Raw genomic sequence first — 22,419 nt, 5'->3', positions numbered from 1 at the left:
TATTAAAATGTATATGATAAGTTTAATTTAAATCCTAAAGGATTTACAACTCTCCAACCATAATGTGTATAACTCCAAGCTCCTGGATAAAAACCTACATAATTATAACGATCTGTTACATTATTTACAAGAAGTGAGATTTGATAATTATTTTTTTGATATGACATTCCTAAATCAATTGAAAATAAATCATCTGGTAAAAATTTATGATCTTTAACAACTGGCCATACAGCTCGTTTTGCTTGATACTCATAACCAGCAGAAAATCCTAAACCTTCTAATTCTCCTTCTGTTATTGTATATTTTATCCAAGCATTAGAAATATGACGAGCTGTACCATACAACATACCTCCAATTTTTGTTGGATCATTATCCTCTGTAACTTTAGCATCTGTATATGAGTAATTGAACATAATATTCCAATTTTTATTTATAGAACCATTTACATCCAACTCAATCCCTTTAGAAACTGCTTTTCCTGATTGCTCAGACATTCCTGGATAATCAGCTCCTGCAGAAGTAAGTATATTTGTTTTTGTAAGATGATATGCAGTTAAATTTGTCATTAATCGTCCTCCAAACCATGTTTTCTTCACTCCTATTTCTTTATTCTTACCATAAGAAGGATCTGCTGCACCTCCCCCTACAAGAACACCTACTTGCTCTTGAAAAGATTCATCATATAATGCATAGGCTGTAAAAGTAGGAGTTATCAAACCTGTTATACTAAAACGAGGTGTAAATGCATTATTTTTAACTTGTTTTCCACTACTTGCTGCAGATTCTTTATTTGTAGAAGTATAACGAATACCTGCTGCAATTCTTAATTTATCATCTAAAAATCGTGCTTCATCCTGAATATGAAATGATGTATAAGAATAATTAGATAGATACATTGCTCCTCGTTCTCTTAAAGATTTAGAACGATCATATGTTGGAATCATATCCTTTGTTAAATTGCCATAAACAGGATTATAAATATTGAAAATAACTTCACCTTTTTCATTTGTAGGTAGTTTACCTGAAGGATCTTTTATAGTTCCTGCAATTGACCAATCAGCGACATAGAATTTTTTCCCCATATCTAAACCTGTTAATATATTGTGATTTACATTACCAGTTCTAAATTTACCTCTTGTAAAAACCTGACCTACAGTTGAAGTATTTAATGCATCTCCTATGCTTAAGTTTCTAACAACATCACCTTTTTTAACTCCTTTATCTGGATCATCCTTAAGAGCTATATTATTATACTGAGCATAAAGTGATGAACCTTCCATCTCTGATCTTATGTAACCAAATTGAGCTGTTAATAGCCAATCTTGATTAAAATTATGGTTAATTGTCCCGTAAACATTATGTTCCCAAGATTTTGTTGGGTCAATAATAGGGTCACTAAAAGTGAAAGATTTTTTAACTTCTTTAAAACCATCTATTCCATAAATATATTTAGAAAATCCTCCCGTATAATTATTTTGAGAATAAATATATTCTAATGTTACATTTGTATCATCAGAAATGTTATACTTTAAAGATGGGTTTATAACAAATTGCTCATTATCTGTATATTGCTGAACATTTCCTTTTTTAGTTCCCATTAAGTTTAATCTCCCTAAAAACTTTCCATCTTTAGATAATACTTGATCTATATCAGCTGTAGCTCTATATAAATTATAACTACCTAATGTCATTTGAACAGTTTTTTTATTGTTCCCCATTGGCTTTTTAGTCACTATGTTATAAAAACCTCCTGGTTGAGTATTTCCCATCATGAAACCTGCAGGTCCTTTTACAAACTCTACTCTATCAACAAATGACATATCCTCTCTTAGTGGACCAAAACTACCACTAACATCCATACCATTTCTTAAATTTGAAGCTTGAAAACCTCTGACAGCAATACCTACACTACCTTCTTCTTGATGAAGTATAGTTCTTACACCACTAACATTTCTTGATAAACCTTCTGCTGTTGTAAAAATCATTTGATCGTTTAATAATCTTTGATCAATAACTTGTATATTTTGTGGAGTTACTAATAAATTTTCTCCTAAACGTAATGTAGATGATGGAATTGTTGTTCTATTTGCAACGACATTTGCAGTTGATAATTGATAATCAACATCTGATCGAACAAAATTATATTTTATTGTATTATTACCATCTATAGTGAATGTATACGTGTCTAATATTTCTGGATCTTCTATATTAATTGTATAATTTCCTTTGGATAAATTATCAAATTTATAATTTCCTAAATTATTTGTATATGTAACTTGCTCTCCATTATTTAACAATACTTTTGCATTTGCAACAATTTCATTATTTTGATTTGTTACTTTCCCTTCTACACTTCCTTTTTCTTGAGCCCATGCAATTGCTGGTAAAGCAATTAAACTCAATAACATTTTCTTTCTTAACATGTTAGTTATTTAGAATTAGTTTAATTAAATTTGAGGCAAAAATAATTCTAAAAATCTTGTTAAAATTTAGGATTTAGAATAAAAACATTCGAATATGGGAGCAGTAGAAACTTATTCTACATCAGAGAAAGAATTTTTTAACTTTTTAAGTCAGAATAAAAATAATTATTTAAAAAATGAATTAGTAGAATTTCATGTAAATAAAATATTTAATAATTCTGATTTTGTTATAAATGAATATAAATATACTTATTTTAAAGATTATACATTAAAATCTATTACAAATTCATCTAGTAAACATATTGAACTTGCTTTTATATTGAATGATGAAGTTATTGAAGATAAAATAAATGATAAAAAAAATATTTATTTACCAAATCATAATTATATCTACTATACTCCTAATGGAGTTAATGTTGAAATTTATTATAAAAAGAATGTAACTTATCGTAATTTAGATATCTATGTTTCTCCAGATTTTTTTCATGACTTTTTTGAAAAAACATCATACATTGATCCTTTTATATCATCAATTGATAGTAAAAAATTTACACGTTTAATAAATGATGGAATTCCTATATCCCCACAAATGTTTTATGCTTTAAAAGAAATAAAAGAATGTGAATTAAAAGGAATATCAAAAGAATATTTTATAAAAGCACGTATCATGTATCTTCTTCAATTGATTTTTGAATGGATTGATGAGAAGCTGTCTAATCAAAAAAAAGAAAATAATTCTAGATTAAAAAATGATGATATCAATATATTGAATGATATTCAAAATTTCATAAAAAAGAATCCTGAACAATATTACACAATTGAACAATTATCTAATCAATTTTACATAAATGAATTTAAATTAAAAAAAGGATTCAAAGAATTATTTGGAATGGGAATTTATCAATTTTCATCACAAGTACATATGAAGTATGCATTAGAACTTTTAAAAAATAGTGATTTATCTATTAAAGAAATAGCATATAAAACAGGTTATTCTTCTTCATCTGCCTTTTCTGTTGCATTTAAAAAAGAATGTGGAGTCAATCCTAATAAAATAAGACAAAAAAAAGTAAATACAAAAAAGAGTAATTATTAAATAATTACTCTTTTTTTGATATTTGCTATATCAAACTATCTTTAATTAATTTTTCAAATACCTGAAGAACTCCAATTACTTGAATTTCTTCTTCTTTATATTCATCAAAGCTAAAATATTTAATCGCTTCAATTTCATTTGTTGGTTTTATTTCTGTTTTCAAATCATAAAGAAAACAATCTTGTTCCATTTGTAAATTATCTTCTCCGTATGCTGGTGCAGAAATATGAGTATAAAAAGTTAATTCTTTTGAATTTAATTCTAAACTCAACTCTTCTTTTATCTCCCTAACTAAAGCTTCTAAAGATGTTTCATTATTATCTAATTTACCACCAGGTAAATACCAAGCTTTTTTATTCTTACTATAAGTTAGCAATAATTTATTATGATCTAACACAAGTAATCCTGATGTATAAAGACTATTCATGATAACAAATTAGATAGATTTTTGCCATTCCCAAGCAGTAAGCATACTTTCCGTCAATGATATTTTAGGTTGCCAATTCAACTCTTGTGCTGCTAAAGAGTTATTTGCATAGGCTTCCACGATATCACCTAATCTTCTTTCTTTTATTTGATAGTTAACTTTAATATTATTTGCATTTTCGAAAGCGTGTACAACTTCTAAAACTGTAGATCCTGTTCCTGTTCCTAAATTAAAAAATTCTAATTTCGTTTTATTTTTATTTTCTAATAAACGTGCTATAGCTAGAACATGTGCATCAGCAAGATCATTTACATCAATATAATCTCTGATTGCAGTTCCATCCTTTGTAGGATAATCACCACCGAAAACAGACAAATATTCTCTAATACCAGCTGCAGTTTGTGTAACATAAGGAATTAAATTATTTGGTATTCCATTAGGAAGTTCTCCTATTTTTAAAGATGAATGAGCTCCAACAGGATTAAAATATCTCAAACAAATCACTTTTTTATTAAAAGCATTCGAAAAATCTTCTAAAATTTCCTCTCCCATTTGCTTTGTTTTACCATAGGGAGATTCTGGTTTTTTAAGTGATGTATTTTCATCTATAGGCATTTTATCTGCTTGCCCATAAACTGTACAAGATGAACTAAATATAATATTATCTGTATTGAAATCTTTCATTCCATCAAGAATATTTAGTAATCCAACTAAATTATTTCTATAATACATTAATGGTTTTTCTACAGATTCTCCTACAGCTTTATGTGCTGCAAAATGAATAATACCATCTATTTTATTTTCATTAAAAAATTGATTTACTTTTTCTTGATTCTTTAAGTCAATTTCATAAAAAGAAGGTTTTATATTTGTGATAGATGTAATACGATCAACAAAATCTACATTCGCATTAGAAAGATCATCTATAATAACAACTTCATAACCTGCATTTTGTAGTGCGACAACTGTATGAGATCCTATATATCCTAATCCTCCTGTGACAAGTATTTTATTCATTTTTTTATTTCTAGTTTTTTAGTTATCCAAATGTATAAAAATTAAAAAAGCTTCTGAAACAAATCAGAAGCTTTTAAATAAAAATATTTTTTTTAAATTATTTTCCAAAAAACTCTTTTACAGCAGACGTAATAAACATTAATTGTTCTTCATCTAATTCTGTATGCATTGGTAAAGAAATTACTTCTTCTACTAATTTATTTGTATTTGGGAAATCTGCATCGTTATAATGTCCATTATTATATGCCTTTTGCTTACGTAAAGGAACTGGATAATAAATCATCGCAGGAATTTCTTTTTCTGTTAAAAAAGCTTGTAATTCATTTCTTTTACCATTTGTAACACGTAAAGTATATTGATGAAAAACATGTGTACTGTTTTCATTTACTTCTGGTGTTAGTAATTCTTCAATATCTTTAAAAGCTTCAGAATAATAAGCAGCGGCTTTATTACGAGCTTCATTATAACTGTCTAATAAAGGTAATTTTTTACGTAAAACTGCAGCTTGTACAGAATCTAAACGAGAATTTACACCAACCTCATCATGGTAATATCTTTTATACATTCCATGATTCACAATTCCTCTTAGTTTGTGAGCTAATTCATCATCATTTGTAAAAATTGCTCCTCCATCTCCATAACAACCAAGGTTTTTAGAAGGGAAGAAAGATGTACAACCAATATGTCCTATTGTACCTGCTTTTTTACCTTTATAATCAGCACCAATAGCTTGTGCAGTATCTTCTATTACAAATAAGTTGTATTCTTTTGCTACAGCCATTACCTCATCCATATTAGCACATTGACCAAATAAATGAACAGGAATAATAGCTCTTGTTTTAGGAGTAATCGCAGCTTTTAATTTTTCAATGTCAATTGTAAAAGTAGTATAATCAACATCTACTAATACAGAAGTTAACTTCAATAAATCAACAACTTCTACTGTTGCTGCAAATGTAAAATCTGCTGTAATAACCTCATCTCCTGGCTCTAACCCTAAAGACATTAAAGCTATTTGTAAAGCATCTGTCCCATTAGCACAAGGTATTACATGTTTTACATCTAAATAATCCTGTAATTCTGTTTCGAATTGTTTTACTTCTGGTCCATTAATAAATGCCGCAGATCCTAATACATTCAAAATCGCAGTATCTACATCTTCTTTTATTTTTTGATATTGACTTTGTAAGTCAACCATTTGTATTTTTTTCATAATGCAATGAATCTTTCAAAAAACGCAACTAAAAAAAGTTGCTACTATTCAAACAAATGTACAAAAAAAGCTCATTACAAATCTTTAACTTTGCAACATTGTGCAAGAATTTTATAACATATCAATTAAGGCGTACGGAATGGCGTTAAAATTGGCTTCAAACTTTAATAAGAAAGCTAAGCTTTGGGTAGATGGACGCAAAAATTGGCAAGAAAAAATAATATCTTCAATCCAAAAAAATGATAAAATTTTATGGGTTCATTGCTCTTCTTTAGGGGAATTTGAACAAGGAAGACCAGTTATAGAAGCTTTACGAGAAAAATATCCTACACACAAGATTGCTTTATCATTTTTTTCTCCTTCTGGTTATGAAATTCGAAAAAATTATGAAGGTGCAGATTTAATTTTTTACTTACCATTAGATACAAAATCAAACACCAAAGAATTAATAAAATTATTACATCCTGATATATTAATACTGGTAAAATACGAATATTGGTTTAATTTAATTACAGAACTAAATACTAATAAAATACCCACAATTGTTGTTTCATCTATTTTTAGAGAAAGTCAAAATTTTTTCAAAAAAAATGGGAATAATTGGTTTGCGAAGAAATTGAGTTTAATTAATCATTTTTTTGTTCAGAATCAAAAGTCAAAAGATTTACTATCATCAATAAATATTAAACAAGTTACAATAGCTGGAGATACACGTTTTGATCGAGTGAAACAAATCATTCATCAAAACAATCAATTAGACTTTATGGATTCATTCAAAAATGATTCAAAATTAATTGTTGTAGGAAGTTCTTGGCCAAAAGATGAAGAATTATTTATAGAATTAATCACAAATAAATTAAATGATGATTGGAAAATTGTTTTTGCTCCACATAACTTAAATAACAACGAAATAGATTCTTTTATTTCTAAAATCAATCAATCCACAGTAAAATTTTCTGATTTAGAGAAAACATCACTAGAAAGTTTATCAAAAGCAAAAGTTTTTATACTTGATACAATTGGTATTCTATCGAAAGTTTACTCTTATGCAGATATAACATATATTGGTGGAGGATTTGGTGCTGGAATACACAATACCTTAGAAGCTGTAACATTTGGGAATCCTGTAGTTTTTGGACCTAGATATAAAAAATTTCAAGAAGCTGTTGATTTAGTAGAAATAGGAGGTGGATTTTCTATAAGTAACCAAACAGATTTCAATACCATTTTTAAACAATTAATGGATAATGAAAGCTTTAGAACTGAAGCTGGTCATAAGGCTAAAAATTTTGTTATGAATTCCCCTAACTCAACCAAAATTATATTACAGTACTTAGAAAAATATAATTTCAATTAATTTAATTAGAAGTTACAAATAGGCACAAAAATTGTATTCTTGTTTAATTCTATTCAACTATAACTATGGATATAGCTTTACTCTAGCAAAATTACAAATACAAGCTATTGTAACATATTAAAATAATATACATGAAAAAACTAATTTTTGGACTAGCAATATTTGGTGGTTTAAATACAGCACATGCACAAATTGATTTAGGTGTAAAAGGAGGAATTAATTTTTCAACACTATCTAATTATCCAACTTCAAAATTTAAAGTGGATTATTCTCTTGGAGGATATGCTAATTACGCAATTACTGACCAATTCAGTTTTCAACCAGAGATTTTATATTCTAAACAAGGTGCAGGTTTAAAAACAAATTCTAATGCTAAATCTAGATTAGTCACTCATAACATTAATATTCCATTAATGGGACGTTACGAAATTATGGATGGATTCAATGTTGAGTTTGGTCCTCAATTAGGTTTCTTAGTTTCTGCTCAACAAAAAATTAAAGATGGGAAAACAGATATAAAAACTAATGTAACTGATAATTTTAAGACATTTGATTTTGGTCTTAATTTTGGTGCTGGATACAAAATTTCGGATGAAATAGAAATAAATGCTCGTATCACTAAGGGGCTTACAGATATCAATCATAATCCTGACGGTCGAAAAACAACCAATACCTATTTTAATATTGGAATAGCTTATAAGTTATCTGAACTTTAAAAGAATACATAAAAAAAACTTCAATTAAAAAATTGAAGTTTTTTTTATGTATTCTAATTATTTGTTTGTTGGAAGTGAGATCATATTAGAATCTATTCTCTGATCTTTTTCTAAAAATATTTTACCTCGTAAAATACTTTGGATTGTATTAATTAATTCCTTCTCAAAAGAGTTTCTCAATTGAGATTGATGATAGATTAAAGCAACTTCTCTTGTAGGAACAGGAGATTCAAAATCTTTTATATTACCTTTTAAATCATTTGGTAAATCTTCTGCAACTAAAGATGGTAATAAAGTCATTCCATATCCATCATTAGCAAGTTTTATTAAAGCTTCAAAGCTACCTGATTCTAATTTTATTGGTCTATTCTTCATATGAGAAGTATCACATAAAGCTAATACATTATTTCTAAAACAGTGACCTTCTTGTAAAATTAATAAATCAGCTGTATCCAAATCAGATTCTTTAATTCTATCTTTATCAGATAAACGATGTCCTTTAGGAACATAAGCAATTAAAGGTTCATAATATAATGGTTTTTCTATAATCTGATCTTCATATAATGGAGATACAACAATTCCAAAATCTAACGAACCGTCTTTTATTCCTTTTACTATTTTATCCGTCTGTAATTCTTTTATTATAAGATTAGATTTAGGATTATTCTTCTGAAAAGTTTTATAAAATAATGGAACTAGAGAGGGTAAAACAGTTGGAATAACTCCAATAACAAAATCACCTTCTAGTAAACCTTTTTCTTCGTTTACAAGGTGTTTCATTCTATTAGCCTCCATCAAAATTGTTTTTGCTTGGGCTACTATTTTTTCTCCTATCTGAGTTATTTTAATTGGATGAGAAGTTCTATCAAAAATATCAATATTTAATTCTTTTTCCAATTTTTGTATTTGCATACTTAGCGTTGGCTGAGTAACAAATGATTTTTCAGCAGCAATTGTAAAGTTTTTATGCTCTGCTACTGCTAATACATATTGTAATTGTACTAATGTCATATATTAAGAATAATATTCTATAAATATTTGTGATAAAGGTAAGAAATAATATTATTAATATATATAATTAATAGAGATAAAAAAAGCTCGGAAAACCGAGCCTCATTTATTTTATTATTTTACTTACTTAATTCATTTTGAATTTTTGAAGTCCAGTCATTTAATTTTTTAGCATCTTCTGGTGTTAACTTCTGAGTAATTTTTCTTAACTCAGATGATAAATCCACTGCTTGCTTAGTTAATTCAGCTAATTTATCTTGGTCACCTGTTGTTGCAGCAACCTTCATTTCTTTAGCTAATTCTCCGTATTTTTTTATCCACTCATTTGCTTCAGGAGAAGAAAATGTTGGTATATCATTAATAAAATCATCGATTTTATCTACATTTTCTTGCCCTTTTTTGATTTGATCAGTTACAGTTTCTTCAAGTTGTTTTTGAGTGTTTTCTACATTTTCATCAACTTTTTCTTTTTTTGATTTACAAGAAGAAAAAGAAACAACAGTAATTGCAGCAACAGCTATAAAAAATTTATTCATTAGTTTAAGTATTATCGAGTTAATAATTGTAAATGTATAATTATTTTTTATTTTTTATTTAACTTTCTTTAGAAAACTGAACTTCATATAGGTTAGAATAATACCCATGTTTTGCTAATAACTCTTCATGTGTTCCTTGCTCAACAATCAACCCATTATCCATTACTATAATTTTATCAGCATTTTGTATTGTAGCTAAACGATGTGCTATTATAATCGAAGTTCGTCCTTCTGTTAATTTATCTGTAGCTTTTTGTATTAATTCTTCAGACTCTGTATCAATAGAAGAAGTAGCTTCATCTAAAACTAAAATTGCCGGATTGTATATATATGCTCTTAAAAAAGATATTAATTGTCTTTGTCCTACAGAAAGTGTCGCACCACGTTCACTTACCTCACTATAATATCCTTTTGGGAGAGAATTTATGAAATCATCAATACCTATTATTCTTGCTGCATTTTGTACTTCATCTAATGTAATTGCTTTATTGCCTAGAACAATATTGTCGTATATTGTTGTATTAAATAAAAAGACATCTTGTAAAACTACTGCTACATGCTCTCTTAAATTTTTCAAATTCATATCATAGATATCAACATCATCTACTTTTATAATTCCTGAATCGATATCGTAAAAACGACTTAATAAATTAATTATGGTTGATTTCCCCGCTCCTGTAGCTCCTACAATGGCAATTTTTTCTCCTGGCTGAGTTGAGAAAGAGATACCTTTTAAAACTAAATTATTAGGAACATAAGAAAATTTTACATCTTCAAAATCTATTTTTCCTTTTACATTTTGTAGCTCTATTTTTCCTTTATCTAGTAAAGTTTGGTCGTCATCTAAAATTTTAAATACTCGATCAGCTCCTACTAAACCACGTTGAATTGTATTAAATCGTTCTGCAATTGCTCGCATAGGTGCTGTAAGTAGAGTTACATATTGTGTAAAAGCTATTAAATCTCCAACAGAAACATCTCCATAGACAGCTGTCCTTAATCCTCCAAACCAAATTAAACTACCTGTTGCTAATGCGGAAATAATGTCGACAACAGGAAATAATAAAGAAAAATAAAAAACAGTTTTTAGATAATTCTTTTTAAGATCATCATTTATTGTTACAAACTTATTATATTCTGCTTGCTGACGATTAAAAACTTGAATAATATTCATTCCTGTTAATCGTTCTTGTACAAATGTGTTCAATTTTGCTACAATTGTTCTCTCTTCTTGATAAACATTTTTTAATGCTTTCTGAAAAAACCTTGTTATAATCATCATTAATGGTAGAATCACAATTACAACGGTTGCTAAAACCCAATTCATCCAGTACATAACAAAAACAATGAAGACTATTTTCAATACATCACCCATCATGACTAAAATTCCATCATTAAAAACTTCAGCAATAGTTTCTATATCAGAAACAGAGCGTGTAACTAAAACACCATTTGGTGTTTTATCAAAATAACCAAGTTTAAACTTGATAAGATGATTATATAAGCGAACGCGAAGTAAACGTATTACACGTTGCGCAACTACATTTGCTAAATAAACCATGAAAAAAGACAAAATCCCTTCGAAAACTAGAATTAAAGCTAATTTTATAATTTGAACTTTAAGCCCAGGTAAATTTTTAGTTTGTATATAATCATCTATTATATTTCCTGTTAAGTAAGGTCTATAAACAGAAAAACATGCACTAAAAACAGCAACAAAAATAACAGACCAAAATAAATATTTACTTTGAGCCCCAATTTGTAATACCCTTTTTAATCCATTAAAATCAAACGATGAATTTTCGTTATTTGAACTCATTTTTAAATAATTCTTTTGGATATTGAACATCAACTAAATATAATCCATGAGCTGGTGCAGAAGCCCCTGCAGATGAACGTTGTTTTTGTTCAATGATTTCTATAAATTCTTGGATAGAAATTCTTTCTAAACCAACTTCTACCAATGTACCTACAATTGCTCTTACCATATTACGTAAAAAACGATCCGCTGTTATTTGAAAAACAAGCTGTCCATTTTCATTTTTTTTCCAGAAAGCTTCTCTAACATCACAGATATTTGTTTTTACATCTGTATGTAATTTAGCAAAACTTCCAAAGTCTCCCTTTTTTATTAAAAATTTAGCAGCCTCATTCATTTTTTCTATATCTAATTCACGGCTAAAAACCCAAGCGCTTTCAAAAGAAAATGGATCTTTGAATGGTGAAATAAAATAATTGTATGATCTTGAAGTAGCATCAAAACGTGCATGAGCTTCATCATCCATTAAAAATATAGAATAAATAGCTATATCTTTTGGTAAAAAAGAATTTAATTTTTTGATTAAATCTATATTCAAATCTTGTTCATAATCAAAATGAGCAAACATTTTTTTTGCATGAACACCAGAATCTGTACGGCCAGCTCCTACAATAGATATTTTTTCTCTAAGTATTTTAGATAAACGATCTTCTATAACTTCCTGAACTGAAATTTGATTAGGTTGAATTTGATAACCAAAATAATTTTTTCCGTTGTATGCTAATTCTAAAAAATAACGCAATTGTTGTAAATTTGAAAATACAAAAATACAACCTTTTGAAGAAAATTCTTTTACTTTCGGACACACATTCTTACATTGATGATAGAATTATAGAATATGCTAAACAAGCTGATGAAATTTGGCATGCTGGAGATATTGGAGATATTTCTGTAACTGATCAATTAGCTACTATAAAACCACTCCGTGCAGTTTATGGAAATATTGATGATCAAAAAGCTAGAGCTGATTTTCCTTTAAATAATAGATTTACAGTAGAAAATGTAGATGTTTGGATAACACATATTGGTGGATATCCTGGTAAATATAATCCTTCTATTCGTTCAGAAATTTATTCTAATCCTCCCAAATTATTTATTTGTGGACATTCTCATATCTTAAAAGTAATGCCAGATAAACAACTTGGCTTAATACACATGAATCCTGGTGCTGTTGGTAAACATGGCTTCCAGAAAGTACGAACAATGTTACGATTCGAGCTGAATGATGGAAAAATTGAAAATTTAGAAGTTATTGAATTTAAAAAATAAAAAAATAGAAACACAAATCATCATTAATTCAACTCATAATAAAGATGGTAATACATCTCAATTAATTAAAAAATTATATCCTAATTCAAAATCAATTAAACTTATTGATTATAAAATAGAATTATATAATTATGATGAAAAATATTCTGATGACGATGAATTTTTATTGATTATCAATGAAATTATTAAATACGATAAAATAATTTTTGCTACTCCTGTATATTGGTATTCTATGAGTAGTTTAATGAAAATTTTCTTTGATAGAATAACTGATTTAATTGGTACGCAAGAAGAATTAGGTAGAAAATTAATGGGTAAAAAAATAGAAGTAATAACAACTTCTAACGGGAATAATCTTGGTGATAATTTCTTTTTACCTTTTAAAGAAACTGCTGATTATCTACACTTAGAATATATTGATGGTAAACATTATTAATTTATAAGACAGTTAAGACAATATATACTGTCTTAACTATCTTATTTACTCAATTTAAATTCTTTTAGGATTGTTATAAATTTAGGATTGTTTATATATTTTTTAAATTCGTGAGAATCTTGTCCTGTAAAATCCGTTTTCTCTAAAAAAGTATATGTTTTATTAAGTTCATTATATAAATCATCTTTATAACCAAAATCTGTTGGTGTAAAACTACGTGAAAGAAAACCTACTCTTCCTTTACCTAAAACATAATCTGTATTATTTATAGTAATATGCATTTTCTTTAATTGAGGAGTAAATTGTTTTAATTCATCTGCATCTGTTACAAAATCTACTCTACCAATTGCAGGAGCAAGCATAATACTATAGAACCTATTATTATTTTCTTTTAACTCTAAGGCATCCGAATAATCAACATGATGAACTTTTTTAGCTCTTTTTATTTCACTACTTTTTAAAGAAGGATTTACTAAAGCACTAAGAACAACAGATGCCCCACGGCTATGAGATATAAGATACACATCTTTGTTAGAAATAGAATTCAATATTCTCCTCAATCCAAAAACACCTGCTAATTGACTATTTGTTGTTGCAGAAACCCAAACTTTAGCTGCTCCAAATAAACTTTCATTTACTAATCCATCCCAATAAAAATTAAGAATTTCATCATTAGAATTATTAATGTTCATGTAGCTTTTAGCTTTATTATAACTAGATAAGCTAGACAAATAATCATTATCTATTCCATGAACAAATATGATAACTCTTTTTTTATTCCTAATTCTTTCAGATATAGCTTTCAATCTTAGATTTTCGTAATTAATTAATTCATCTTGAAAACTTTTCTCTGTAGCTATTTTCATCAAAGAATAATCATTTCTACTTGCATTTCTTGGAGGTTTCCCAAATTCTTTTAACCAACTATCTGGATAAAAATTACCATTTTGATCAACAAAAGAACTTGTTGTATTAGGTTGGATAAAATTATTAGGACGCTGAGAATCTGGCACATTATGTATTGCAGCACAAGAAGTAAGAATACTTATTAAAAATAGATAAAATATAGGTTTCATTTGGATTGAATATTTTGCAAATTAAATACTAAAATTTCAATAAATAAAAAAATATCAAATACAAAATTAAAGTTATATAACTCATTAATAACAACATGAGGTTATATTAATTTCTTTTTTAATAAGTGCTGAAATCCTTGTAACCATTCTCTTGATTTTCCTTCGTCTATATAACCAACTTTTAAATATAATTGATAAGCTGATTTATTTTTAAAATTAACAGCAAGTACTAATTCTTCAATATTTGTATAATTGCTTTTTATAAATTCATCTAATAAATACATTGCTTTTTTACCATAGCCTTTGCCTTGGTAAAGATGATTTATAGACAAAGAACGCAATAAAAGCGAATTAATATTATTAGTAAGTTCTAATTTATCTTTTCCATAATCTAAAATGAAAAAACCGATTGGTTTATCCTTCAATACTATTGTAATAGCTTTTAAATTTTCTTGATCTATTCGATTATTCATTTGTTCTATTGCATGTCCAGGTAATGCAGTAAAATTAATTTGATCTTGAGGTAAATCAAATTTTATTAATTCATCATAATGACTTTTATGATATGATTTTAAAAAAATAGTTTCTCCCATATATTAAATATAAAAAAAACGTTCAAGAATAATCTTAAACGTTTTTTTTATATTTTTTAATTCTTACTAGTTATTTATAACTCCAGAACCTACTAATTCTTCTCCCAAATACCAAGCACAAAATTGACCTTCTGTAATTGCAGATTGTGGCTGTTCAAATTCTACAAACATACCATCTTTTGCTTTATGCAAAATTGCTTTTTGTAAAGGTTGACGATAACGAATACGAGCTAAAACTTCCATTACCTCATTTTCTTTTAAAGTCAAATCTTCTCTAACCCAATGAATTTCGTCTTCTTTAATAAATAAAGCTTTTTTTAATAAACCAGGATGATTTGCACCTTGTCCAGTGTAAATAATATTTTCATTAACATCTGTATCAATAATAAACAAAGGTTCTACTTTCCCTCCTACTCCAAGTCCTTTTCTTTGACCACGAGTAAAATAATGAGCTCCTTGATGTTTACCTACAATTTCTCCATCTTCTTTAGTGTAAGAAAAACCATTTGCTTCGTGAGCTAATTCTTCATACTTATTATTGAATACTGGTATTTCTCTGTTATATTGTTTCCAATCTTTTGCAATTTCTACAATTACACCTTCCTTAGGTTTTAATTGTTGTTGTAAAAATTCTGGTAAGCTTACCTTACCTATAAAACATAAACCTTGAGAATCTTTTTTATCGGCTGTCACTAAGTCTTGCTCCTTAGCAATTCTTCTCACTTCAGGTTTTTCTATCTCTCCGATTGGAAATAATGATTTACTTAATTGTTCTTGAGATAGCTGACATAAGAAATATGATTGATCCTTATTATTATCAGCACCTTTTAATAATTGAAAAATTTCTTTTCCATTTTCATCTATCGTTGATGTTTTTCGTGCATAATGTCCTGTTGCAACATAATCTGCGCCAAGATCTAATGCTGTTTTTAAGAATAGATCAAATTTTATTTCTCTATTACATAAAACATCAGGATTTGGTGTTCTCCCTTGTTCATATTCATTGAACATATAATCTACTATTCGCTCTTTGTACGAATCAGACATATCAATCACTTGAAAAGGAATATCTAATTTTTTTGCAACAAGCAAGGCGTCTGCACTATCTTCTATCCAAGGGCATTCATCTTCTAATGTTACAGATGCATCATTCCAATTACGCATAAATAAACCTATTACGTCATATCCTTGTTCTTTTAACAAATATGCTGTAACACTTGAATCTACTCCTCCAGAAAGTCCTACGACAACTCTTTTCATTTTATATTTTTTCAGACGACAAAGTTACAAAATAAAATTCTTGAAAATAGTTATCTATTATTCTATTGTTTTAATTGTTCAATAAGATATATCTATATATCTCTATTTTAAAATAAGCTTATTCGTATTAATAATTGCCTTTTCATTCTTTTCTTTGATCCACTGCTGACCTTTTATTCCTCTCATGATATTATCATAAGTCCTCATTAAAAATACATTATATACAGCTTCAGAAAGATTCTTAGGTTTATGTGCTAATGATCTTAAACTCATTGAAAAGCCTGGTGTCAAATACTTCATATAGTGCCACCAACCTTCAGGCATGTAAAGCATTTCTCCATGTTTTAAATCAGCATACATAGGATTAATATATCTTAGAGCTGGCCATTTATCAAAATCAGGGTTATCAAAATCAATATCTTCTCGGCAAATAACAGAATGAGGTATTTTATACATATACTTCGTATCCTGAGGAGGTACAATAATACATCTTTTATTTCCTGCAAAATGGAAATGCAAGATATTAGCTAAATCAATATCATAATGCATAAAAACATTAGATCCCTCTCCTCCGAAAAAAAGCATTGGCATTGATTTAAAAAGATTCAAACCCAAGTCTGGCATTTTATAATCTTTTTGTAATTCTGGAACTTGTTTCATTAAGTTATATAAGAAAATACGTAAATCAGTTGGTTCAGTTTTTAATAAATCAACATATTCAGACATTTTCATTCGAGCGATAGGTTCATTTACTTTCTTTGTATAATCTACAGGATCATTATTATATAAAGGAACAATTTTATCTCCAGCTACTTTCTTAATGTACTCGAAATTCCATTTTTCATAAGCAGGCCAATCTTCAGTAATTTTTTCTACAACAACTGGCTTTTGAGGTTTTACGTAATATTTTTGAAAATCTTTTGCTGAAATATTTTCAACTCTCTCAACTTCACTAAAATTAAAACTCATTTTTATGTAAAATAAAGTACAAATTTACATAACTTTTTTGTTAAAAATAAATGATTAATTATGATAATTTTTAGTGTTTTTTTCAAAATATAAACAAAAAAAAGACCAAGTAAACTTGGTCTTAATATAATTGTATAAATCAGTTTAGGCTAATCTTTCAATTAAAGCCATATAAAATCCATCATAGTTTGTTTGAGATGGATAATGCATTTTTTCTGATATTAGTTTATAATTTGAGTGATTTGCTAAGAATTTTTTCACTTGCTCTTCATTTTCTTGTGGAAGAATAGAACAAGTAGCATAAACCATTAAACCTCCTACTTTTATAATTTTAGAATAATCAGATAATATTTTTTCTTGAGTTGCTATAATTTCTTCTAAAAACTCAGGTTTTAATTTCCATTTTGCATCAGGATTACGTTTCAAAACCCCCATTCCAGAACATGGAGCATCAATCAATAAACGGTCAGCTGTACCTTCCATTCTTTTTATTGTTTTAGCTTCAATAATCTTTGTTTGAATATTTTGAACATTATTTCTTTTTGCACGACGTTTTAACTCTTTTAACTTCCACTCATAAAGGTCCATTGCTATAATTTGACCTTTATTTTCCATTAAAGAAGCTAAATGCAATGTTTTACCTCCTGCTCCAGCACAAGCATCAACAACTCTCATTCCTGGCTCTACTCTTAAATATGGAGCGATTAATTGAGAACCTGCATCTTGAACTTCGAACCAACCATTCTGAAACTCATCTGTTCTAAATATGTTTGTTTTCTCTTCTAACTCTAATGCATCTTGATATTTAGATAAAATTTTTGTTTTTATTCTACGATCCTTCAATGCTTTTTGTAATGTTTTACGATCTGTTTTTATTGTATTAACACGTAAAACAGTTGGTGCTTGAGAATTCATTGCATGAACTTCATCTAACCAACGATTACCTAAAGATTTTTCTCCTAGTTCGAACATCCAATCTGGATAAGATTCTGCTACAGCAGGATTTTTAGAGGATGTATGATGTCTTTTTAAAACTTCTTTAGGGTAAATTTTTTGAAATTCTTCCCATTTAGGTAATGTTTGCTCTGGATCTAAGGCAAACCAAGTACCTACAAATTCCCATATAGTTTCAGGAGAAAGTGGGCGACTCATCGCTCCTTCAACCAAACGTTTCCAACGAACTAAATCATAAACAGTTTCAGCTATAAATCCACGATCTCTAGCTCCCCATTGTTTGTTTGATTTTAAAGTACGTTCTACTTCCTTATCAGCATATTTCCCCTCGAAGAAAATCTGTTGCAATGTGTCAGTTATCCCGACAAATAAATTTTTATATGGTAAAATCTTCATAATTCGCTACAAATTTACAAAGTCTAATGAGAATTGACATAAAAAACTTTCTTCTTTATCATTTTTAGTAGAAAATTTTTCTTGAATTAAAGTCTATGAAGTTTTTTTCTTATCAAAAGAAATGGTAATAAATACATTAAAAATAAACTTACCTAATTAATAATAAGCTTATTATATAGTGTTTTAATTGTAAGAAAGATTAATAAATAAGAAAAGTTTAATTAGATATAAAAAAAACGGGTTTAAGCTCCTCAGCTTAAACCCAATTGATTTTTAAAAACTTACACTGTAAGTACAAATTATAAATTTAAAAAATCAATCTTACTCTCTACTACCTATTGTCAAATATAGAATTATTTTTAATAACAAAAAAAATATTTTTAATTTTTATTTATAAATATTGAATAAATATAACATTAAGACTTTATTTTTAAGTTATTGTAAAGAATAAATTAAAAAATATTCAATAATGTTTTTGGATTAATATTTGTTATTTTTAATATACGTTTAATAAAAGTTATAAATTAAAACAAGATGAATATCCAAGTAAGGAATTTAACAATTAATGATTATAGTGATTTAACACAATCAACTAAAGAAGCTTACGATAACCAAATGGATACTTGGACAGTTGATGAAATCAAAGAATTACTAGCCATTTATCCACAAGGACAATTTTGTGTTGAAGTAGATGGTAAAGTTGTAGCTTCTGCACTTAGTATAATTGTTAACTCAAAAAAAACAAATTTAAATTCCAATTATGATACTATTACATCAAATGGTAAGTTTTTAAAACATGATCCCGATGGTGATACAATGTATGGAATTGAAGTATTTGTTCATCCCAATTATAGACAATTAAGATTAGGTCGAAGATTATATGATGTGAGGAAAGAACTTTGCGAAGAAATGAATCTAAAATCTATCGTTGCAGGTGGTAGAATACCTAATTATCACAATTATTCTAATGAACTTTCTCCAAGACAATACATAGAAAAAGTTAAAAGAAAAGAAATATATGATTCTACTTTAGCCTTCCAACTATCTAATGATTTTAATGTAAAAAAGATTTTAAAAAATTATTTAAAAGAAGACAAAGAATCCTTAGAGTATGCAACATTATTAGAATGGAATAATATTTATTATGAGCCAGAATTAACATCCAACTCACCGACAAAACGTAACATAAGAATAGGTTTGGTACAATGGCAAATGAGATTGTTTAATGGTTTACAGGATTTTTATGATCAAGTAGAATTTTTTGTGAATGCTGTGAGTGATTATGGTTCTGATTTTATAATGTTTCCAGAATTTTTTAATACACCATTAATGAGTCCATACAATCATCTTAAAGAAATTGAAGCTATGCAACAATTAGCTACAATGACAGATGATATTGTGAAAAAAATTCAAGAATTAGCTATAACCTATAATATCAATATTATTTCTGGCTCAATGCCACATATAAAAGAAGATAAATTATATAATACTTCATTTTTATGTCATCGTTCTGGTAAATTAGATTCTTATAGTAAAATACATATCACTCCGAATGAGTTTAAATATTATGCACTGAACGGAGGAGACGAAATAAAAGTTTTCGATACTGATTGTGGAAAAGTAGGTTTACTAATTTGTTATGATGTAGAATTTCCTGAATTGAGTCGTTTATTAGCAGAACAAGGAATGGAAATTCTATTTGTTCCTTTTATGACTGATACTCAGAATGGATATACACGCGTAAGAAGTTGTGCACAAGCAAGAGCTATAGAAAATGAGTGTTATGTTGCAATTGCTGGATCTGTTGGTAATTTACCTCGCGTAAATAACATGGATATACAATATTCACAATCTGCTGTATTTACACCTTCAGATTTTTCATTTCCTAATAATGGTGTAAAAGCTGAAGCAACTCCAAATACAGAAATGGTTTTAGTAGCAGATGTTGATTTATATTTATTGAGAGAACTGCATGAATATGGAACAGTAAAAACAATGAAAGACAGGAGACAAGATTTATATCAAGTGAAATTGATGAAGTAATAAAATTATTTAAACTTTAAAAATTATATTTATTTTTTGGGCAATTGCTCCGCACCGTGCTTTCCCGCTATATCTTTTATAAACAATAAAATTTATTTTTTTCAAAGAAGAATTGTTTATAAAAGGATGCCGCTTCAATCACTATTGCAAATTCGTGATTAAAAATAAATAAGATTCTTCGACAAGAATAGAATGACATAATATATAATAGAAGTTTAAAACAACTTCAAGATAAAATAATAAACCCACCAAAAATTTGGTGGGTTTATTTAATAAAAGGGAAAAATTACTATTAATAGTAAGTATATCTTCTTACATCTGCAATGTGTTTTGCTAAACGCATTACCTGATGACTGTATCCATATTCATTATCGTACCATACATATAAAACTATGCTTTTACCATCTTTTGATACAATCGTTGCATTGCTATCAAAAATAGAAGGAGCTGTAGTTCCTATAATATCCGATGATACTAATTCATTATTCAAAGAGTATTTAATTTGTTCTACTAACTCTCCGTCTAAAGCTGCTTTTTTAAGCGTTTCATTCAAATCTTCTTTCGTTGTTGTTTTACCAACTTCTAAATTAAGAACAACCAAAGAACCATTTGGAACTGGAACACGAATAGCATTAGATGTTAGTTTTCCTGCTAAACTTGGTAAAGCTTTTGCAACAGCACTACCTGCTCCCGTTTCTGTAATTACCATATTTAATGCTGCTGCACGTCCTCTACGGTATTTTTTATGCATATTATCAACCAAATTCTGATCGTTTGTGTATGCATGTATTGTTTCTAAATGTCCTTTTACTATCTGGAAATTATCTTCAATCACTTTTAGTATAGGCGTAATAGCATTTGTTGTACAAGAAGCTGCAGAAAAAATAGTTGTATCATTTGGACTATATTCTTCATGATTAACTCCGTAAACAATGTTAGGAACATTTTTACCTGGAGCAGTTAACAATACTTTATCAGCACCTTTAGAAGATAAATGTCTTGCTAAAGCCACATCATCTTTAAAAACTCCTGTATTATCTATAATTAAAGCATTATCAATCCCGTAAGATGTGTAATCAATATCTTCTGGTTGTGATGCTGTAATCATGTTTACTGTAATCCCATTTATGATTAAAGCATTATTCTCATGATCTACAACTACACTTCCATTAAAATCTCCATGAACCGAATCATGTCTTAATAAAGAAGCTCTTTTTTCTAATAAAACAGGATCTACTTTATCACGAGTTACAACTGCACGTAATCTTAATTGTTCACCTTTACCTGTTTTCGAAGCTAATTCACGCGCCAATAATCGACCAATTCTACCAAAACCGTATAATACAACATCTTTTGCATGAATAACTTTAGAATCTATTTTGTTTTCTAATTTATCATTTAAAAAATCTTGTACCGTTGAATTTTCGTTTTGATATTCTGATGCCAACTTTCCAATATCAATACGTGAAGCTGGTAAATCTAACTTAGATATTCCTTCTGCTAACGCTAACGTTTCTGTGATAGAAATAGGTTTACCAATAAATTCTTCAGCATACTGATGTAAATTAATTATATCACTAATACTTTTATCAACCAATTGGTTACGAAAAAGAACTAATTCAATCGATTTTTCGTACCATAAATCAGAGATAATTTTTATGAACTCTATGACTTTCTTATTTGTTTCGTTAAATGACGAAAGCTGTTGTTCGTAAGTTGGCTTGCTCATTTTTTTTAAAAATAGATTTATGTTTCTTGTTTTGTTTTGGCAAAATTAAACAATTATAACGATTTCGTGACTTTTTTTT

General features: G+C 27.9%; 20 protein-coding genes. 6 read left to right on the top strand and 14 right to left on the bottom strand.

Annotated features, from left to right (window positions below; all coding sequences use genetic code 11):
• Positions 1-2: 2 nt before the first annotated feature.
• Positions 3-2,423: a TonB-dependent receptor plug domain-containing protein gene (locus RT575_RS03745; protein ID WP_313578926.1), complete on the bottom strand. Its 2,421-nt coding sequence runs from the start codon at positions 2,421-2,423 to the stop codon at positions 3-5.
• Between the two features lie 94 nt (positions 2,424-2,517).
• Between RT575_RS03745 and RT575_RS03740 the strand changes: the two genes are divergently transcribed.
• Positions 2,518-3,519, top strand: a complete 1,002-nt coding sequence (locus RT575_RS03740) for an AraC family transcriptional regulator (RefSeq protein WP_313385331.1) — start codon at positions 2,518-2,520, stop codon at positions 3,517-3,519.
• Positions 3,520-3,544: 25 nt separating this feature from the next.
• Here RT575_RS03740 and RT575_RS03735 read toward each other — a convergent pair whose 3' ends face one another.
• From RT575_RS03735 to RT575_RS03725, 3 genes are all read right to left on the bottom strand, one after another.
• A complete protein-coding gene (locus RT575_RS03735) occupies positions 3,545-3,946 on the bottom strand; it encodes an NUDIX domain-containing protein (protein WP_313578924.1) in 402 nt (133 codons plus the stop codon).
• 9 nt (positions 3,947-3,955) lie between these two features.
• A complete protein-coding gene (galE, locus tag RT575_RS03730) occupies positions 3,956-4,963 on the bottom strand; it encodes a UDP-glucose 4-epimerase GalE (protein WP_313578922.1) in 1,008 nt (335 codons plus the stop codon).
• 97 nt (positions 4,964-5,060) lie between these two features.
• Positions 5,061-6,176: a DegT/DnrJ/EryC1/StrS family aminotransferase gene (locus RT575_RS03725; RefSeq protein ID WP_313578921.1), complete on the bottom strand. Its 1,116-nt coding sequence runs from the start codon at positions 6,174-6,176 to the stop codon at positions 5,061-5,063.
• A 139-nt stretch (positions 6,177-6,315) separates the two neighbouring features.
• Here RT575_RS03725 and RT575_RS03720 point away from each other — a divergent pair, with 139 nt between their 5' ends.
• Together RT575_RS03720 and RT575_RS03715 are read left to right on the top strand one after the other, a co-directional pair.
• Positions 6,316-7,533 carry a glycosyltransferase N-terminal domain-containing protein gene (locus RT575_RS03720; protein WP_313578920.1) on the top strand — a complete coding sequence of 406 codons (1,218 nt, stop codon included), beginning with the start codon at positions 6,316-6,318 and terminating at the stop codon, positions 7,531-7,533.
• A gap of 131 nt (positions 7,534-7,664) precedes the next feature.
• The gene (locus tag RT575_RS03715; RefSeq protein WP_313385322.1) at positions 7,665-8,249 is read left to right on the top strand and encodes a porin family protein; all 585 of its coding nucleotides are present in this window, start codon (positions 7,665-7,667) and stop codon (positions 8,247-8,249) included.
• 57 nt (positions 8,250-8,306) lie between these two features.
• Here the strand turns inward: RT575_RS03715 and RT575_RS03710 are convergent, their stop codons facing one another.
• The 4 genes from RT575_RS03710 to truA all read right to left on the bottom strand — a co-directional run bounded on the left by RT575_RS03710 (position 8,307) and on the right by truA (position 12,357).
• Positions 8,307-9,260, bottom strand: coding sequence for a LysR substrate-binding domain-containing protein (locus tag RT575_RS03710; protein WP_313385320.1), 954 nt, complete (start codon positions 9,258-9,260; stop codon positions 8,307-8,309).
• Positions 9,261-9,379: 119 nt separating this feature from the next.
• Complete coding sequence (locus tag RT575_RS03705; RefSeq protein WP_313385318.1) at positions 9,380-9,796, bottom strand: hypothetical protein; 417 nt, start codon at positions 9,794-9,796, stop codon at positions 9,380-9,382.
• A 58-nt stretch (positions 9,797-9,854) separates the two neighbouring features.
• On the bottom strand, positions 9,855-11,615 hold the full coding sequence (locus RT575_RS03700; protein WP_313578917.1) for an ABC transporter ATP-binding protein: 1,761 nt from the start codon (positions 11,613-11,615) through the stop codon (positions 9,855-9,857).
• Complete coding sequence (gene truA, locus RT575_RS03695; RefSeq protein WP_313578915.1) at positions 11,602-12,357, bottom strand: tRNA pseudouridine(38-40) synthase TruA; 756 nt, start codon at positions 12,355-12,357, stop codon at positions 11,602-11,604. Before truA ends, RT575_RS03700 begins: the two co-directional genes overlap by 14 nt.
• Before the next feature lie 35 nt (positions 12,358-12,392).
• Here truA and RT575_RS03690 point away from each other — a divergent pair, with 35 nt between their 5' ends.
• Entirely contained in the window at positions 12,393-12,884 is a 492-nt protein-coding gene (locus RT575_RS03690) for a metallophosphoesterase family protein (protein ID WP_313385313.1), read from the top strand.
• Positions 12,868-13,320 (top strand): NAD(P)H-dependent oxidoreductase, encoded by a 453-nt coding sequence (locus RT575_RS03685; protein WP_313578913.1) that lies wholly within the window; start codon positions 12,868-12,870, stop codon positions 13,318-13,320. The genes RT575_RS03690 and RT575_RS03685 overlap by 17 nt, the downstream gene beginning before the upstream one ends.
• A 41-nt stretch (positions 13,321-13,361) precedes the next feature.
• Here the strand turns inward: RT575_RS03685 and RT575_RS03680 are convergent, their stop codons facing one another.
• The 5 genes from RT575_RS03680 to RT575_RS03660 form a co-directional block, all read right to left on the bottom strand.
• Entirely contained in the window at positions 13,362-14,396 is a 1,035-nt protein-coding gene (locus tag RT575_RS03680) for an alpha/beta hydrolase (protein WP_313578911.1), read from the bottom strand.
• Positions 14,397-14,497: 101 nt separating this feature from the next.
• Positions 14,498-14,989 carry a GNAT family N-acetyltransferase gene (locus RT575_RS03675; protein WP_313578909.1) on the bottom strand — a complete coding sequence of 164 codons (492 nt, stop codon included), beginning with the start codon at positions 14,987-14,989 and terminating at the stop codon, positions 14,498-14,500.
• A gap of 66 nt (positions 14,990-15,055) precedes the next feature.
• Positions 15,056-16,249: a tRNA 2-thiouridine(34) synthase MnmA gene (gene mnmA / locus RT575_RS03670; protein WP_409515943.1), complete on the bottom strand. Its 1,194-nt coding sequence runs from the start codon at positions 16,247-16,249 to the stop codon at positions 15,056-15,058.
• Positions 16,250-16,351: 102 nt separating this feature from the next.
• Entirely contained in the window at positions 16,352-17,218 is an 867-nt protein-coding gene (locus RT575_RS03665) for a cupin-like domain-containing protein (protein ID WP_313385307.1), read from the bottom strand.
• A 144-nt stretch (positions 17,219-17,362) separates the two neighbouring features.
• The gene (locus tag RT575_RS03660) at positions 17,363-18,568 is read right to left on the bottom strand and encodes a methyltransferase domain-containing protein (protein ID WP_313578907.1); all 1,206 of its coding nucleotides are present in this window, start codon (positions 18,566-18,568) and stop codon (positions 17,363-17,365) included.
• Positions 18,569-19,102: 534 nt separating this feature from the next.
• Between RT575_RS03660 and RT575_RS03655 the strand changes: the two genes are divergently transcribed.
• Positions 19,103-20,611, top strand: coding sequence for a bifunctional GNAT family N-acetyltransferase/carbon-nitrogen hydrolase family protein (locus RT575_RS03655; protein ID WP_313578905.1), 1,509 nt, complete (start codon positions 19,103-19,105; stop codon positions 20,609-20,611).
• A gap of 292 nt (positions 20,612-20,903) precedes the next feature.
• Here the strand turns inward: RT575_RS03655 and RT575_RS03650 are convergent, their stop codons facing one another.
• Positions 20,904-22,340: a glyceraldehyde-3-phosphate dehydrogenase gene (locus RT575_RS03650; protein WP_313578903.1), complete on the bottom strand. Its 1,437-nt coding sequence runs from the start codon at positions 22,338-22,340 to the stop codon at positions 20,904-20,906.
• Positions 22,341-22,419 lie beyond the last annotated feature (79 nt).

Source organism: Chishuiella sp., assembly GCF_032109125.1.
Taxonomy (GTDB): Bacteria; Bacteroidota; Bacteroidia; order Flavobacteriales; family Weeksellaceae; genus Empedobacter.
Note: the sequence above shows the minus strand (reverse complement) of the source record. Positions and strands in the feature narration are given on the sequence as shown.